Source organism: Neptunicella marina (genome assembly GCF_014270035.1).
GTDB lineage: Bacteria > Pseudomonadota > Gammaproteobacteria > Enterobacterales > Alteromonadaceae > Neptunicella > Neptunicella marina.
On the sequence record NZ_JACNEP010000010.1, the window covers coordinates 1 to 16,757 of the forward strand.

General features: G+C 41.6%; 12 protein-coding genes and 1 pseudogene. 8 read left to right on the forward strand and 5 right to left on the reverse strand.

Features of this window, described 5'->3' with window-relative positions; genetic code table 11:
• The 3 genes and pseudogenes from H8B19_RS12565 to H8B19_RS12575 all read left to right on the forward strand — a co-directional run.
• A pseudogene (locus H8B19_RS12565) lies at positions 1–96 on the forward strand (IS200/IS605 family transposase); the annotation flags it as partial.
• Positions 97–142: 46 nt separating this feature from the next.
• Positions 143–565, forward strand: coding sequence for an alpha/beta hydrolase-fold protein (locus H8B19_RS12570; protein WP_186507245.1), 423 nt, complete (start codon positions 143–145; stop codon positions 563–565).
• A 226-nt stretch (positions 566–791) separates the two neighbouring features.
• A complete protein-coding gene (locus H8B19_RS12575) occupies positions 792–1,817 on the forward strand; it encodes a hypothetical protein (protein WP_186507246.1) in 1,026 nt (341 codons plus the stop codon).
• A gap of 65 nt (positions 1,818–1,882) precedes the next feature.
• Here H8B19_RS12575 and ffh read toward each other — a convergent pair whose 3' ends face one another.
• Positions 1,883–3,268, reverse strand: coding sequence for a signal recognition particle protein (gene ffh, locus H8B19_RS12580; protein WP_186507247.1), 1,386 nt, complete (start codon positions 3,266–3,268; stop codon positions 1,883–1,885).
• Between the two features lie 152 nt (positions 3,269–3,420).
• Here ffh and H8B19_RS12585 point away from each other — a divergent pair, with 152 nt between their 5' ends.
• Together H8B19_RS12585 and H8B19_RS12590 are read left to right on the forward strand one after the other, a co-directional pair.
• The gene (locus H8B19_RS12585; protein ID WP_186507248.1) at positions 3,421–4,215 is read left to right on the forward strand and encodes a cytochrome C assembly family protein; all 795 of its coding nucleotides are present in this window, start codon (positions 3,421–3,423) and stop codon (positions 4,213–4,215) included.
• An 85-nt stretch (positions 4,216–4,300) separates the two neighbouring features.
• Entirely contained in the window at positions 4,301–5,584 is a 1,284-nt protein-coding gene (locus tag H8B19_RS12590) for an HlyC/CorC family transporter (RefSeq protein ID WP_186507249.1), read from the forward strand.
• Positions 5,585–5,597: 13 nt separating this feature from the next.
• Here the strand turns inward: H8B19_RS12590 and H8B19_RS12595 are convergent, their stop codons facing one another.
• Positions 5,598–5,777, reverse strand: a complete 180-nt coding sequence (locus tag H8B19_RS12595) for a hypothetical protein (protein ID WP_186507250.1) — start codon at positions 5,775–5,777, stop codon at positions 5,598–5,600.
• A 59-nt stretch (positions 5,778–5,836) separates the two neighbouring features.
• On the reverse strand, positions 5,837–6,307 hold the full coding sequence (gene sixA, locus H8B19_RS12600) for a phosphohistidine phosphatase SixA (protein WP_186507251.1): 471 nt from the start codon (positions 6,305–6,307) through the stop codon (positions 5,837–5,839).
• A 116-nt stretch (positions 6,308–6,423) separates the two neighbouring features.
• Here sixA and H8B19_RS12605 point away from each other — a divergent pair, with 116 nt between their 5' ends.
• The 3 genes from H8B19_RS12605 (at position 6,424) to H8B19_RS12615 (ending at position 14,251) form a co-directional block, all read left to right on the forward strand.
• Positions 6,424–9,186, forward strand: coding sequence for an insulinase family protein (locus H8B19_RS12605; RefSeq protein ID WP_186507252.1), 2,763 nt, complete (start codon positions 6,424–6,426; stop codon positions 9,184–9,186).
• Between the two features lie 154 nt (positions 9,187–9,340).
• On the forward strand, positions 9,341–13,828 hold the full coding sequence (locus tag H8B19_RS12610) for an EAL domain-containing protein (RefSeq protein WP_338401526.1): 4,488 nt from the start codon (positions 9,341–9,343) through the stop codon (positions 13,826–13,828).
• Positions 13,829–14,044: 216 nt separating this feature from the next.
• Positions 14,045–14,251, forward strand: coding sequence for a hypothetical protein (locus H8B19_RS12615; RefSeq protein WP_186507253.1), 207 nt, complete (start codon positions 14,045–14,047; stop codon positions 14,249–14,251).
• Positions 14,252–14,315: 64 nt separating this feature from the next.
• Here H8B19_RS12615 and H8B19_RS12620 read toward each other — a convergent pair whose 3' ends face one another.
• Together H8B19_RS12620 and fadJ are read right to left on the reverse strand one after the other, a co-directional pair.
• A complete protein-coding gene (locus H8B19_RS12620; protein ID WP_186507254.1) occupies positions 14,316–14,513 on the reverse strand; it encodes a hypothetical protein in 198 nt (65 codons plus the stop codon).
• A gap of 120 nt (positions 14,514–14,633) precedes the next feature.
• Positions 14,634–16,757, reverse strand: coding sequence for a fatty acid oxidation complex subunit alpha FadJ (fadJ, locus tag H8B19_RS12625; RefSeq protein WP_186507255.1), 2,124 nt, complete (start codon positions 16,755–16,757; stop codon positions 14,634–14,636).

Consider the following 16,757-nt stretch of genomic DNA (forward strand, 5'->3'; position numbering starts at 1 on the left):
GATTCAGTAGGAATCAACGAAGAAATAATTCGTCGTTATGTTAGGCATCAGGAAAAAATGGAGAGGCAAGAGCAAGCTGAGCTTGCTCTGGACTAGAAGGCCCCCTTTTAGGGGGTTAACACAAAGCCACCTTCTTCAGAAGGTGGATTCTTTACATAACCGCCCCAAAGACTGGCAGCATTCCGGTGGAGCACCTGCTTTTAGCAGGATTCTAAAGAATCAAATCATTCCTTTTGTTGAAAACCACTATGATATCAAGGATTCCAGCCGCACCCTGATTGGAAAATCGATGAGTGGATTGGCAGCAACTTATATTGCACTAACACAGTCTGATTTATTTCAACAATACCTGATTATTAGCCCTTCATTGTGGTGGGACGACTGGACATACCCAAGGCATCAACGCGCCATCAATCAACTTGCAACATCATCTGCGGCTATGGCTTATTCTCGTTCGACAAGGATTTATTTTGCTGTAGGTGATGACGAAGAACGTATGGGAATGGTAACCGATATTTATGTGCTGACTAACATGCTGGTGAAACAACAACGCCCCAATCTGTAAATTGCCGTGGATGTTATGACAGATATGAATCATGAAGGTGCATTTCCGCAGGGATTTATGCGGGGCATAGTTGGATTATTCAGTGAACCGCAGGTTAAAGCTCATCCAATAGATAAACGACTGGTTTGGCGTTAAATATTTTCTATATTTGACAACTGCTTATATTTTCACGAGACTGACTCTGACCACTTTTTATACAAAGCATCAATATTTCAGGGAGAAAATTATGCGTTATCCATTGCTTATGGTTACCAGCTTGATTGTGCTTAGCGCTTGTAAGAGTGTTACACCAGACTTGGCAAATCAATTACAACCAAACATTACACCATTAGGCATTGATTGTGATGACTGCATTAATGGTCGCGATTTACTGATTTCCGCCAATCAAATCGTCAGGCAACATAGCTCACTAACTGATGATGCTATCGATACTTACGATGCAAATGGCAGCCACACCTTCACATTAGAAAATGTGCAATTACAGGACGTGCAAAACCAATTATCGGGTGACGCTTTTTTATCTGGCAATCAGGTAATTTATCTAAAGGGCGATCAACAATTTCAGATTAATATTCCCGCCGCTATCATTCCACCAGAACAGTTATACCATAGCCGTGTCGCGGATATTGAAGTTGATAATGGTAAAATATATGCAGCCATTAAAGCAGGTGATAGCGGTAACGGCATCGTTGAGGGACGCTATGGTAAAATCTATTTGGTCGTAGCAAACAATAATGGTAACGCACAATTAATTAAGTCGTTTTTTGATTACAAAGTCAGACCACCCACTTCATCTTTTGTTTATTATGGAAGGTTAATCTTTGGCTATGACTCGATTAATGTCAATCGTGTTTCACTGGATGTGACAGATAACAATATATTGTTTGGTGTTTCATCCATATCAGTTGTAAGACTCGGCAATCAAGGAAATAGATTAAACGGCTCTTTTTTGCAGGTGTTTGATAAACAGAGCCTAAAAGAGCAAAGATTATATTACTCAGATCAGGCTGCACTTTCCGGCAGCCCATCGTTTAAGTCGTATAAAAATGTAGTCAATTTTGGCGAGTTTTATCGCGTTGGTGATTTCGTTGTGAGTGGAAATAGCGTAATAAACTGGCGTGATGGTAGTTCCCTTAATTTCACTCAGGCAGACAATTTTGTCGGTTTAACCGAAAAATGCGCGCTTTACGCATTCGAGCAAGACTCCGGTCATAAACAACTTTATTGCGATGCGATTAATCTGTCTATCTAACTAAACTCAATCTGAGTTAGTCATAAAAAAGCCAGCTTAATGCTGGCTTTTTTATGACTAACAGACTAACGTTTCGGGAAAAATCCCCCCGGTCCTCCCATACCACCGGGAGGCATCATGCCTTTCATTTTTTTCATCATTTTACCCATACCGCCACCGGTCATTTTTTTCATCATTTTCTGCATTTGGGTAAATTGTTTAAGTAAACGGTTAACATCCTGAATTTGGGTGCCCGAACCTGCGGCAATACGACGTTTACGTGAGCCTTTGATAATATCGGGGCGTTCACGCTCAGCCGGAGTCATTGAATTAATAATGGCCTCCATCTGATTAAACGACTTGTCGTTAGCTTTGTCCTTTATCTGATCAGTCATATTGCCCATGCCCGGTAATTTATCCAGCATTGACATCATGCCACCCATGTTGCGCATTTGCTCGAGCTGCTCTTTGAAATCCTGTAAATCGAAACCTTTGCCTTTTTGAACTTTACTTGCCAGTTTTTGCGCTTTGTCCTTATCGACTTTACGCTCAACTTCTTCGATTAAACTAAGCACATCGCCCATGCCAAGAATACGGGAGGCAATACGGTCAGGATGGAATGGCTCAAGGGCATCAATTTTTTCGCCCATACCGATAAATTTAATCGGCTTGCCCGTAATATGTCGCACAGATAACGCTGCACCACCGCGTGCATCACCATCGGCTTTAGTCAGGATAACACCGGTTAATGGCAAAGATTCGTTAAAGGCTTTGGCTGTATTCGCAGCATCCTGCCCCGTCATGGCATCGACCACAAACAGGGTTTCTACCGGATTCACTGCTTTGTGCAGCGCCTGAATTTCCTGCATCATTTCGCCATCAACATGCAAACGACCTGCTGTATCCACCAACAGTACATCGGCAAATTGTTTTTTCGCGCTCTCAATCGCGCCATTTACAATATCGATAGGTTTTTGATCTGCACTGGATGGGAAAAACTCCACACCAACATCATTGGCCAGGGTTTCCAATTGCTTAATCGCGGCAGGACGGTATACGTCAGCACTGACCACCATCACTTTTTTCTTTTGACGATCTTTTAATAGTTTGGCCAACTTACCCACTGAGGTGGTTTTACCGGCACCTTGTAACCCAGCCATAAGCACAACGGCAGGCGGCTGAGCGGCCAGGTTAAGAGTTTCATTGGCTGAACCCATTACCGCTTCAAGTTCAGACTGAACAATCTTGATAAATACCTGACCAGGGTTAAGGTTTTTACTTACCTCAACACCCACTGCGCGTTCTTTAACATTGGCAATAAATTCACGCACAACGGGCAAGGCCACATCGGCCTCTAACAGCGCCATGCGCACTTCACGCAAAGTATCTTTGATATTATCTTCGGTCAGGCGACCTTTGCCGCTGATATTTTTTAACGTTTGACCGAGACGTTCAGAAAGATTTTCAAACATAATAAACTTTGTAAGTCCTGAGATTTTGCGGCAGATTATACCTAACTTGAACCAATTAAAGAACATACAAAGACAAACAGTCTTACAACCCTTGCGTTCCCTGCCTGCCTCAAGGTATAAACGCAGGCACTTTATAAATAAGGTTTTTTTGGATGTCCTGGCTCTATATTTTCATTATTGTCATGTATTTGGCGGCGACAGCGTCAATTTCAACCCGACTATTTCATCAGCAAGGCCCACAGCATAAACTCGCCGGTATTTTTGCCATTGTCGCTTTAGTGGCTCACGCCTTTCTACTCAATCAGCGTATCCTTACCGAGCCGGGACAGGATATGAGCATTACCAATGTTGCATCACTTATCGCCTGGTTAATTACCTGTAGCATGACGTTTGCCTCTTTCTCACTGGCCAGTGCATTATTATTACCAATGGTTTACGGTTTTAGTGCCATGGTTATTTTGATCCAATGGCTATTGCCAACACATCATGTCATGTATGTTCAAATGGAGCCTGCGTTAATTAGTCATATCACGATTGCACTACTGGCATATGGCTGTCTGGTGATTGCTTTTTTATATGCTTTGCAACTCAGTTACATTAATTATCGTTTAAAACACCGTCAGGCATCCTTATTGCATTCCTCCTTGCCGCCACTGATGCGTGTCGAATCGGTGTTATTTAAATTATTGCTGATTGGTACCATTATGTTGTCATTGTCTCTAATTAGCGGCTTTTTCTTTTTAGATAACATGCTAAAAAGTCAGATACATAAGACGGTATTATCCTGCATCGCGTGGGTGTTGTATGTCACAGTGCTAATTGGTCACCACAAATTTGGCTGGCGTGGCAAACCGGTTGTGGCATCAACAATTGCTGGTGCCATGTTATTGACACTGGCCTATTTTGGCAGTCGCTTTGTTAAAGAAGTGATTTTAGGTCGCTTTTAGCTATAATGCGGCTCTACGCGTTGGTCTTATTTTACGTCGTGTAACAACGGGACCAATTGGATTTAAACTGTATAGGACATTTTAGTTGGACGAAATATCCACCAGCGGCCTGTTAATGATTCTGGCCATTCTGATCTTTATTTCTGCATTTTTCTCTAGTTCTGAAACCGGCATGATGACGATAAACCGCTATCGTTTGAAGCATTTGGTCAAACAGGAGCATTCGGGCGCAAAACGGGTTAATGAGCTACTAAAACGTCCGGACAGATTGATCGGTTTAATTCTGATTGGCAATAATCTTGTTAATATCGCAGCATCTTCTATCGCTACCATAATAGGCATGCGCCTATATGGCGATACTGGCATTGTGATAGCGACATTTGCGCTAACGTTAGTGATTCTGGTGTTTGCCGAGGTAACGCCCAAAACATTGGCGGCGCTGTATCCAGAGAAGATTTCCTTCCCTAGTTCGTTGATTTTATTGCCGTTACTATTTGTACTTTATCCTGTGGTTTATATCGTAAATGGTATTACAAACAGTATGTTAGCCATTTTCCGTATTAGCCCTGTCGATAACGATGGACATAACTTAAGTAAGGAAGAGTTACGAACTGTGGTGCATGAAGCAGGTGTTATGATCCCCAAACAACACCGCGAAATGCTTAAAAGTATCTTCGAGCTGGAAAAAGTGACTGCCGAAGACATTATGATCCCGCGCAACGAAATTGTATCTATCGATATCAATAATGACTGGAAGGATATCCAAAAGCAGTTAACCCACTCTCAACACACTCGTGTATTACTTTACCGCGATACAATTGATGATGCTGTCGGCTTTATTCATGTGCGTGACGCGCTGCGCCTGCTTGCAAAAGATGAGTTTTCCAAAGCTAACTTGTTACGTGCTGTAAGAGAAATCTACTTCACCCCTGAATCCACGCCATTAAATACCCTGATGGTCAAATTCCAGAACGCCAAGGAGCGTATTGGTCTGGTTGTAGATGAATACGGAGATATTCAGGGTTTGGTGACGCTGGAAGATATACTTGAAGAAATTGTCGGTGATTTCACCACCACCATGCAACCGGCTCACAGCAAAGATGTTCACATTCAACCTGATGGCTCTATTCTCCTCGATGGATCAGCTAACATCCGTGACCTTAATAAAGAAATGGACTGGCAATTCCCCACCGAAGGTCCAAAAACCTTAAATGGATTAATTATTGAGTTTCTGGAAGAAATACCGCAATCCAACATTGGTTTTAGATTAGCGGGTTACCCGATTGAAATTCTGGACATTAGTGACAATATGGTGAAAACGGTGCGTATTATGCCAGAGCGCTATGTACCACCTTCCGCCAGCGAATAATCTGCAACGTGCCTCAGTGATGGGGCTGCTGCTTTTTAGCCTGAATTGTGGCTTTTAGTTTTTCTACCGTTTGGTTAAGTTTCCCTAAGCGCTCAAACAAATCCCTAAGCTCATCATCATAAGTAAGCTCTGATTGTGCTACATGGTTTTCCAGCACTTGCTGCAAGTAGGCTGGCAGGCTTTTATTCGACATATCCTCTCCTTTCTAAAGAAAGTTATCGGACAATGCGAAAAAAATGTGAAAGCTTTTTATTAAATTTTTGCAGGCACGTGATAACAAAAGCGCAGCACACCAATATGGGTTTGCTGATCATATTCGATATGAATTATTGACGCGGTGGCAAACAGCGGTCCGTGTTGTTGAGTAAGTTTGTCCACCAGATAACATACCAATGGCATATGGCTGACAATCAACACATTATCTAATGAATTATCCAGTAAAATACCATCTAATAGTGCCTGAACTTCATCGGCGCTACCTTCAGGAATAAGCTCGTTATAGGTGATGTGTTCTATTGGTTGATTATGCTGCTGAACGTGTTCAAAGGTTTGTTGAGCACGCAAAAATGGACTGACCATCGCTAAATCTATTGAAGCTCCCTGACTTTTTAGCCATTCACCTGCTTCTGCTGCTTCATCAACGCCTTTTACGGTTAGCGCTCGCAGGCTATCCTGACCGTTTGATTGCTCGGCGTCACCGTGACGCATAATGTACAAATTCATCTCAATCCAAAACTCTGCAAACTTCGAGATTAATTATTATCGTAATTTGGATAAAACTTCGCTAACGTTATTCATACGTTACGCTTGTATTAAACAAGAATCTTACCGGGTGCCAATTGATAAAAAGTTTATACGATCACCGCAGCTATCACTATTTTATACTCGAAAACAACCTGAAGGTACTAGTAGTTCAGGACACAAAGTGTAAAAAAAGTGCAGCTGCAGTATCAGTTAACGCCGGACATTTTGCTGACCCTCCACAATACCAAGGGTTAGCGCATCTACTGGAACACATGATTTTTCAGGGATCTGATGCGTTTCCTGAAGCCAATCATCTATCACAATTTATCGAACAACACGGTGGGCATACTAACGCTTACACGGGTACAGAATACAGTCATTTTTATTTTGATGTGGCCAATGACTATTTTGATGAAGCATTACAACAATTTAGCGCAATGCTAAAAAGCCCGAGTTTCACCTCAGATGCGATCAAAAAAGAAATAACTACCATTGACGCTGAATTTCTCTCTAAGCAGGGAGATGACTTACGTCGTTTGTACCAGGTGCATAAAGAAACCTGCAATCAACAGCACCCTTTTAGCCAGTTTTCTGTAGGTAACCAACAAACACTGCCTGTTGATAAAATAACAGAACTAAAAAATGCGCTAATTAATCATCACCAAAGTTTCTTTACCGGCTCGAATGCAACCTTATGCCTAATATCAAATCACTCTGTTGCGCAACAAATGCAACTGGCGAAACAGTATTTTTCATCATTAGCTCAAGGCACCACTGTCAGCAGAACATTGCCAGCGTTGTATGCTCAGAACAACCTTGCTGTTAAATTACATATCAACCCCAAAAAAGATGCCAAGCGATTAATTCTGACCTTTGCGACGGTACCTCAAAAACAGGATTTTAAAAGCAAACCGTTGCAAATTATTGGACATATATTGGGCGAGGAAGGCCGCGGTAGTTTATTGTGCTATTTAAAAGAACAAAATTGGGCCACCAGCATGTCTGCAGGACCAGGCATTACTGGAAGTAATTTTTGCGATTTCAATATCAACCTTCAGCTTACCGATGAGGGACTAAATGCAATTGATGCCATATGTAATGCAATTTTCTGGCATATCCAGTTAATTCGAAAACAGGGTTTACCAGACTGGCAATTTGCCCAATATCAACAGTTACTTCAGTTATCATTCGATTTTATTGAAATCCCCAAAAGTCTGGATTACGCCAATCACCTCGCAGGACAGTTACAACACTTTGACGAAAAATACATTCTGTCCGGTGACGCATTGCTACAGCTAAAAGATGAAAGGCGCTTTCAGCAAGTGCTGGGAGAGCTGGTACCTCAAAATTTACGACTCAAAGTTATCGCTCAAAACCTTGAAACCAATCAGATCGCTAAGTGGTACAATACGCCATATAAAATAGAGCCTTTATCCGCAAAACTAATTAAACAGTGGTCATCCCCTATCCCCATAGACGGCCTGGTGCTGCCCAAAGTCAATCCCTATCTTTGCTCAAACACATCCATAGTGAGTAAAGACCACCACTACAAAACACCGCAACGACTTAATAGTCAGCCAGGATTGCTTTTCTGGTTTGCTCAGGATCACGAATTTAACATGCCAAAAGGCGATATTTATCTTTCTTTTGACTGCCCATATAGTCAGTTAGGTGTTGAGCAAACAGCATTAAAGCGATTGTGGCTGGCGACATTACTGGAACAATTAAATGAACAATACTATCAGGCTGAGGCTGCTGGACTCTACTTTCACCTTTACCCACATCAGGGCGGTTTCACCCTGCACACCAGTGGCTTTTCTGATAAGCAGATTGATCTGGTAAAAGCGTTAATTGAATCGATTATCAGCTGTAAATTGGATGTAAAAAGGTTTGAGCAAACCAAATACAAACAATGCGTTTCCGCCCAAAACAGTTTAATGAATAAACCCATAAACCGGTTATTTAACCGATTAAGTGTACTTTTACAGCGTAATACCCATGGTGTAATTGATATTGCGGAACAACAACAGTTCGCGACATTAAAAGCGACAATGGAAGCAAAACAACAGCTACTAAATGAATTTCATCTGCAAGCTTTTATGCATGGAAACTGGCGGGAAAATCAGGCGCAAGACCTTAAACAATATATTCAATGCACACTGGGGGAAAATGCCAGCTTAACAACATCAATCAACCGTGACATTGTTGATTTACGCTTAACGACTGGCAATATTATTGAGCTTGAAGACTCCAGTCAGGACGCAACGGTAGTTATGTATTTTCAATCCCCCTCAGAAGCCGTTGAAGATATTGCGATGACCATGTTGGCAGAACAACTTCTGGCGGGTCCTTTTTTTAATGAAATGCGAACACAAAAACAGCTGGGTTATTTGCTTGGAACAGGTTATTTTCCAGTAAACCAACATCCCGGAATTGCGTTTTATATCCAATCCCCCACCGCCAGCCCCAATGAAATGGTGGATGCTATTAACGATTTTATCCACCGTATTGCGCAACAACTGGAAGAATACCCTCTGGAACGTTGGGAAGCCTTAAAGCAAGCGATGATCAAACAACTATCAGATAAAGATCAAAATTTATCCATGCGCAGTCAGCGGTTCTGGCTATCGATTGCGCAACAGGACTGGAACTTTGACCAACCTAAACGCTTACAAAGCATAGTAAAAAAAATGACACGGGAGCAACTGGCCGCCTTTTGTCAGAATATGGATCAACGCATGGATTTTGGCGAAGTGATATTATATTGCAAAGGTCGCCATAGCCCGTTGCACCATCCGGTCTACCAGTCAATTAATGACATCCGAGCCTTCAAAAATAGCGCGCATTTTATTCCTTAAGAGGCTTTATTAATCAATTAACCCGGTTTATTAAACTCGGGGCTTTTTATAATAAGATTTTTACGGTAGATTGGTTGCGCTAATTAGTGTTTGGTGCTACCAACGGATGCAGCGCCAATAGAAAAAGACAAAACGATTTGTCTACAGGTGTTTTGTGCGCATAAAAATAATACTTAAATCGTGTGCCCGTGCATGCATATCCATATTTATCCTCTTTGCCGCTTTCCTGGCGCATGCAAATATTTCTGATATTCAATTCGAAAACTATACCCTCGGCAATAGCGAAGGTCTTGCTCAAAATATCATTGTAGATATTGTCGAAGATAAAAATCATTTTTTATGGCTTGCCACTGAAGGTGGTTTGGTCAGGTATGATGGATATGAATTTAAATCTTACTTATCAACACCACAAAACCCCAACGGTATCCCAGATAAAATCATTATTCATCTAAACATAGATGATCAGCAAAACTTGTGGGTTGTTACCAATAATGGCGTTTACCAATACAACGAAAACAAAGATAATTTTAGAGCTTTCAATAAAAATAACAGCCCATTAAATGCAGGTGGAAATACCGCTCTGGCACCAGACAATTTGAACTCAATGCTAATTGCAGACCCTAATGGATTGTACAGAACCGACATCTCAAACCATAAAATTGACCAAATTGAATACACAGGGGAAGAACTTCCTCCTGGAATGTACGTTGCGTTTGCTGAACAAGACAAAGTATGGTTTGGTAGCCGGGGACACGGAATTTTTGTCCTTGATAAGCAGAGTTTAAAACTTTACAGCCTTTCAAATGATGAAAATCCCTGGCATTTAAAAATTAATACTTCATATCTTTTCGATTTAAAGAAGATCAATGATGAATATTGGCTCGCAACTGAGGCGGGCGTTTATGTCGTCGATAATAATTTTGCTATTGAAAAAAGCTTCAACGTCAATACGACGCCCTCATTAATATATGATGTGGTGCGAACAATAGAAGTTGGACCTGATAATGATGTTTGGCTCGGTACAGAAAATGGTTTGACGATAATCAACACCAAACAAAATACGAGTTTTTCGATTGATCATTCCTTACAAAAATTAGTGTCACTTCAAAACCCACATATTTTGAAAATATTTAAAGATCACAACCAATCGATTTGGGTCAGTACGTTTGGTGGAGGTCTGCATAAATATAATCCACGTTCGGCAGCGATTCGCCACTATCGGGCGATCAAAGATATTGATATATCACTATCTAGCGATGTTGTATGGGGTTTTGCAGAATCTGATAAAGGAGATATATGGGTCGCTACCCAAAATGGGGGGATTGATCTTTTCAATTCTAAAGATGGGGTTTTTGAACATTATTTACAAAACTTTGGTGGCAATATTTGGGACATAGCCGTCGATAAGCATGATCATATATGGTTAGCAACAGACAAGGGTATTTGGGTTTATCAATATAAAAATAAAAAACTAATTCCGCTAAAAAACCTTTACGCCAACTCCCTGATAGCAAATATTCATTTATTTAATGGCAGAATCTGGCTTGGCAGCTCGGATGGCGTAGTTACTAGTATTGATACCAGTAATTTTAATAGTGAAAACTACCCAATCAACGATAGCAGTATTAAAACCGTTTCCCCACTATTGCTCGATTCAACCAATAACCTGTGGTTAAGTACCGATCTTGGACTATTTCAGTTAAACATAGAAACGGGCTTACTGAATCGTATAGTATTGCAAACTGATTCTCCCCAGTTTAATACCCTGGTTGAAGGGGAAAACTACTTCTGGCTTTCCACAACCCAAAACGAGATTCTCAAATTAGATAAAAAAACCTTTAAGCAAGAACGTCAGCATAAATTGGAACAGTTGCTTAACGGTGATTATATTATGTCGATGGAGCGTCAGGGAGATGCAATATGGATATCAACCCGGCAAACAGTTAGTCGCATATCACTAAAAACAGGCCAGGTGGATTATCACGTTCCTAAAGAATTATTAAACAAAAATGATATTAATGAAGGTGCGTTATTAGCCACGTCCAATAATATGGTGTTATTAGGCGGAACCCGGGGAATATGGGTTGTTTACCCCGAGCTAGATGTAAAGAAAGCACCGGAAAAGTCACCTGCCCCAATTTTTACAGACTTTTTATTGTTCAATAAACCGGCGTCTTACAACAAATTAATTGCGCGCAGCAAAAAACCCGTTGCCCAGACATCTTTACTTAAATTAAATAATACGGACTCCCCTTTTTCATTAAAATTCGCCGTAATTAATGCAATAAATCCAAGCCTGATGGAATATCGCTATCAAATGCTTGGCTTATCAGATCAATGGTTAACGGCTGACAATAAAATTCGTCAGGCAACCTTTACCAATCTTGATTTTGGTTCGTACAAATTACGGGTACAGGCCAGAGAACCCAATGGATTATGGTCTGACAGCCGTGAGCTGGAAATTCAAATCGCAGCGCCGGTCTGGTTAAATCGTTATGCGCTGATTGCGTATGCGGTTTTTTCTTTTCTGTTATTTATTTACTGGCTACGCCAGTACCACATAAAACGTACCGCACAAATCCGCTTAAAGGAAAGTGAAGAACGCCTGAAAATGACATTATGGAGCAGCGGTGATGAGCTCTGGGACTGGGATATTGGCAAAAATGAAATTGTTCGTTCGAATACCTGGGGGACACTGGACTTCCCGATGGATAACCAACGTTTCTTAATTAATGATAAGACACAAAGTAATATCCATAAAAATGACATTGCGCGTGTTCAAAAAGCAATCAAAGCACATTTGCGTAAACATTCTGAATACTACGAAGTCACCTATCGGGTTAAAGATAAAAATGATAACTGGATATGGTTGCTTGACCGTGGAAAAGTCGTTGCCTGGAATGATTTACAGCCATTGCGCATGGCCGGAACGTTTAAAAATATCAGCCATCTGAAACAAGCTGAAGAACAATTACACTTGTTTAAACGTTCGGTCGAAACTATTTCAGACGGTGTATTTATTACCGACAAGAACTTTAATTTTATTTCGGTTAATCAGGCCTACTGCAATATTACCGGCGAAACAAAAGCTCAGGCACTGGCAAGTACCCTAACCTTCCATCAATATCCACCCGCATTTACAACGCAAATAAAACAATCGCTTTTCCAAAAGCATAACTGGCTGGGGGAAGTCGAGTCAGTAAGAACCAACGGTGAACGCTACGAAATCGAACTCAATATTGATGCGATATATGACGAAGACAATCAAATATCACATTTTGTTGGTGTATTTTCTGACATTACTGCCCGTAAGCAGACAGAAAAAGAACTGTTAAAGTTAGCCAACTCGGACACTTTAACCGAGCTTCCAAACCGTTCATTCTTCCAGGCCACGCTTAAAAATCTGGTTCGCAAAAATATTGATCACGTGTTGATTTGCCTCGACATGGATAACTTCAAGAAAATTAACGATTCTCTTGGCCACCAGACCGGCGACAAGTTAATTAAGCACATTGCTGTACGTTTACAACAACTCGTTGGCCCATCTGAAACCTGTTACCGCTTAGGTGGTGATGAATTTAGTATCTTAATTGAAAACGAGACTGACATTCATCGTGTGACACGCCTTGCGCAAAAAATTCTTAGTGAAATGTCCCGTCCATTTACGCTGAATCGTCAGGAATTTGTACTTGGATGCAGTATTGGTATTGCCTTTTTCCCCAATGATGGCGCCACACCTCAGGAATTGCTGAAAAACTCGGACACCGCCATGTACTTCGCCAAAAATGCCGGCGGTAACAAATATCAGTTCTTTAGCGGTGAAATGAATCAAAACGCGGTGCGCCAGCTGCAAATTGAAACATTAATCCGTCACGGCTTAAAAGAAGACCTGTTTAGCGTGTTTTATCAACCAAAGGTCAATGTTGCATCTGGCGAATTAGTCAGCATGGAGGCTCTGGTGCGCTTTGAGCATCCGGAAAAAGGGGTAATTAGTCCCAATCAATTTATTCCGTTAGCTGAAGATACCGGACAGATTATCGAGATTGGTGAGCGTGTACTGGTCAAAGCATGCACTGACACTAAGTACTGGGTCGATAAAGGTATGTTTAACGGCCGGGTTGCGATTAACCTGTCTGCACGTCAATTCGAATTAGTGGATTTAGATGAACGTATAGAGGCGGTATTAAAAAAAACCGGATTGTCTGCCCGACATCTGGAGCTGGAAATTACCGAAGGCACTCTGATGCAAAATCCGGAGCAAGCACTGAAGCTTATGCAACGCCTTCGTGAAATGGGGATCCATCTGGCACTGGATGACTTTGGTACCGGTTATTCGTCACTGGCTTATTTGAAGAAGTTCCCGCTGAATACATTAAAAATAGATAAAGCCTTTATTGATGACATTGTCACCAGTGAAATAGACCGTCATATGACTTCAGCGATTATTACCATCGCACATAACCTTGGCCTAAATGTTGTCGCTGAAGGGGTGGAAGATGAGAAACAACTCGCCATCTTGCGGCGTTACCAGTGTGAAATGATTCAGGGTTATTTATACAGCCGTCCTTTAAACAAAGACAGATTTAGTACCCTGCTTTCAGAAAGTCATAAAATGAAAAAGTTAATTAAACACCAGATTTAACTCTTTATCATAATGACAAGCCTCTTATTTAAGAGGCTTTTTTATTTCTGCCCTCTCTTTAAAGCGTCATGCCAACCAAAAGAAACCCCTAAAATAATCCTTATATATCAATTAGTTAAAATCAATTTCATTATTGGCATGCTTTAAGCATCGCATAGCACGAATTTGGCTTACGTCAAAATTCAGACATAACACTAATAAATTGAGGAAACTAAGATGTTAAAAGCTTATGCAATTGCTTTAGTATTAAGCACGACTCCTGCAGCAGAACAAGCTCAGGACGGTGTAAAAGAGCAGCAAGATAAAAACGCCACCGTTGCAACCGCTGAGGCATTAAAACCTCGTGGCTCAATTCGTACAGCGTTAAAACCTCGTGGCTCTATTCGCACAGCACTAAAGCCTCGTGGTTCAATCCGCACTTAATAAGAATAAAAATCGCCAGAAAATGGCGACACGAAATAAAAAAAAGAGAGGTAACTCTCTTTTTTTATGCCTGAAAATAGGTAGAACGAAAGCCTGATGCTCTGCGCAGGGCCATGCGCTTCTTCGCATTGAAGATAGGAAATAACATCGGACCACCTAACAAACCCGCGATAGCCCACTTCCTGGCTGATAAGCCATATTTAAAGGCCTGAACATAATAGTATAAAGCACTTACTAATACTGAAATCAGTATCAACAACATAAGTTTGGACTCCTGTAAGAGTCGGCAATTTTAAGTGCTTTAACTGGCAAACTCCATCCATAACAGGTAAAAAAATGCCGGATAAAAATCCGGCATTTGTGGTGAATATTTGACTAGTTGTTAATAGAATGTTTCTTTAGATTCCTGCATAGTCAACAGGATCTGCGCCGGCGTGAATTTATCCCCCGCAATCTGCTGATAGTGCTGCAAGCGTTTCACTACATGATCAATACCTAAGGCATCCATATAACGGAATGGGCCACCTAAGAATGGGGGGAATCCAATGCCAAAGATGGTGCCAATATCGCCATCACGCGCATTACGAATCACGCCTTCATCCAGACACATTGCCGCTTCATTTAGCATTAACAATACAGTACGTTCTGCAATTTGATCATGACTTAAAGTCTGATTAGGCTGAACGCCGAGTAACTGATAAACCGAATCATCCACTTCTTTACCCGGCTTTTTACCAGAATACAGATATAGTCCATGTTTATTCTTTTTGCCCTTGCGATCATCCGTCAATAATTTGTCGAACGCATCTGGTGCAGTAAAACGCTCACCTAAATCTGCCACCAGAATCGGGCTAATTTTCGCACCTACATCAATCCCAACTTCGTCCAGCAACTTCATAGGGCCAACTGGAAATCCAAAATTGAGCAAGGCTTTATCAATATGCTCAATAGGTTCACCGGCTAACAACAAACAAGCCGCTTCATTCATATAAGGCGCAAGAATTCGGTTCACATAAAAACCTGCGCCATCTTTTACCACAATGGGGGTTTTGCCCTGAGATTTCGCAAACGCCACTGTGGTGCTGATGGTTTTATCTGACGTTTTGTCATGCGCGATCACTTCCACCAACGGCATTTTATCCACTGGTGAGAAATAATGCAGGCCAATTACCTGCTCAGGTCGGGCCGCTTTTTCGGCAATTTGTGCAATTGGGATAGAAGATGTGTTAGATGCAAAAATGGTATGTTCGGCGCAGTTAGCTTCAACATCCGCCACCATTTGCTGCTTCAAACCTAAATCTTCAAAAACCGCTTCTACTACAATATCGGTATCCGCAAAGCCCTGATAATCAGTACCGCCTGTTAGCAAAGACAATTGTTTTTGCATTTGAGTACGGCTGATAATACGGCGCTTCACCCGTTGATTTAAAATATCGAAGCTGTATTTCATTGCGTTAGCAATGCCTTCTGCACGAATATCCTTGATACGTACAGGTAGTTTGGCTTTACCGGTAACAAAGGCGATGCCGCCACCCATCAACCCGCCACCTAACACCCCTACTTTTTTCACTGACGCAGGCTCAACCCCTTCTACCCCAGTTTCTTTTTTCATCTCAGTAGTGGCAAAAAAGATCTGACGTAATTGTTTGGATTCCGGTGTCATCACCAGTTCACCAAAATACTTGGCTTCCAGCGCATAACCACGACGTTTATCCGTTACACCAGCTTCAATCACATCGATGATTTTTTCAGGTGCCGGATAATTACCACGGGTTTTACTTAAGGTTTGCTTTCTGGCTTGTGAGAAAAGAATATTACGGCCCGGAGGCGTAGTTTCCAGTAACTTATTGACCAGGCTCAAATTAGGTTTACGTGGCGATGGTTTACCTTTTTGCGCAAAAATGACTGCCACTTTTTCTAATACAGACAAGGGCACAGCGTCATCAACCAGACCACATTTTTTCGCTTGTTTAGCACGTAACTGTTTGCCGGTTAACATCATGGTCATGGCTTGTTGCACACCGATTAGCGCAGGTAAACGTTGAGTACCGCCACTACCAGGCAACAAACCCAACTGCACTTCCGGTAATCCCATCACTGTTTTATCGCTGTCACTACACACTCGGTAATGACAGCAAAGTGCCAGTTCAAGACCACCGCCTAATGCCGGTCCATGAATCGCCGCCACAAACGGAATACGAGAATTTTCGATACGTTGCATCACTTGCTGACCACCGCGTGACAGTGCTTCAGCTTCATCTGCGGTCGTACAGGCTGCCAACATGCTAATGTCCGCGCCAGCGACAAAAGAACTGCTTTTGCCGCTTTTAAGTACCACACCTTTAAGTGACTTATTACTTTCAATCTGATCTAAAATTGCGCTGATTTCATCACCAAATTCGGCTTTCAGGGTGTTCATCGACTCCCCAGGCACATCCATAGTGATAATCGCTATATTATCGTCCCGAATTTCAAGACTAAATGCACTTTGTGTTTGTTCGCTCAT

What these genes read in the sequence shown, in the direction of transcription:
- H8B19_RS12575 (WP_186507246.1), top strand. Translation starts at nt 792, where the DNA reads ATGCGTTATCCATTGCTTATGGTTACCAGCTTGATTGTGCTTAGCGCT.
- fadJ (WP_186507255.1), bottom strand. Translation starts at nt 16,757, where the DNA reads ATGAGCGAACAAACACAAAGTGCATTTAGTCTTGAAATTCGGGACGAT.
- H8B19_RS12595 (WP_186507250.1), bottom strand. Translation starts at nt 5,777, where the DNA reads ATGTCGAATAAAAGCCTGCCAGCCTACTTGCAGCAAGTGCTGGAAAAC.
- ffh (WP_186507247.1), bottom strand. Translation starts at nt 3,268, where the DNA reads ATGTTTGAAAATCTTTCTGAACGTCTCGGTCAAACGTTAAAAAATATC.
- H8B19_RS12585 (WP_186507248.1), top strand. Translation starts at nt 3,421, where the DNA reads ATGTCCTGGCTCTATATTTTCATTATTGTCATGTATTTGGCGGCGACA.
- H8B19_RS12620 (WP_186507254.1), bottom strand. Translation starts at nt 14,513, where the DNA reads ATGTTGTTGATACTGATTTCAGTATTAGTAAGTGCTTTATACTATTAT.
- sixA (WP_186507251.1), bottom strand. Translation starts at nt 6,307, where the DNA reads ATGAATTTGTACATTATGCGTCACGGTGACGCCGAGCAATCAAACGGT.
- H8B19_RS12615 (WP_186507253.1), top strand. Translation starts at nt 14,045, where the DNA reads ATGTTAAAAGCTTATGCAATTGCTTTAGTATTAAGCACGACTCCTGCA.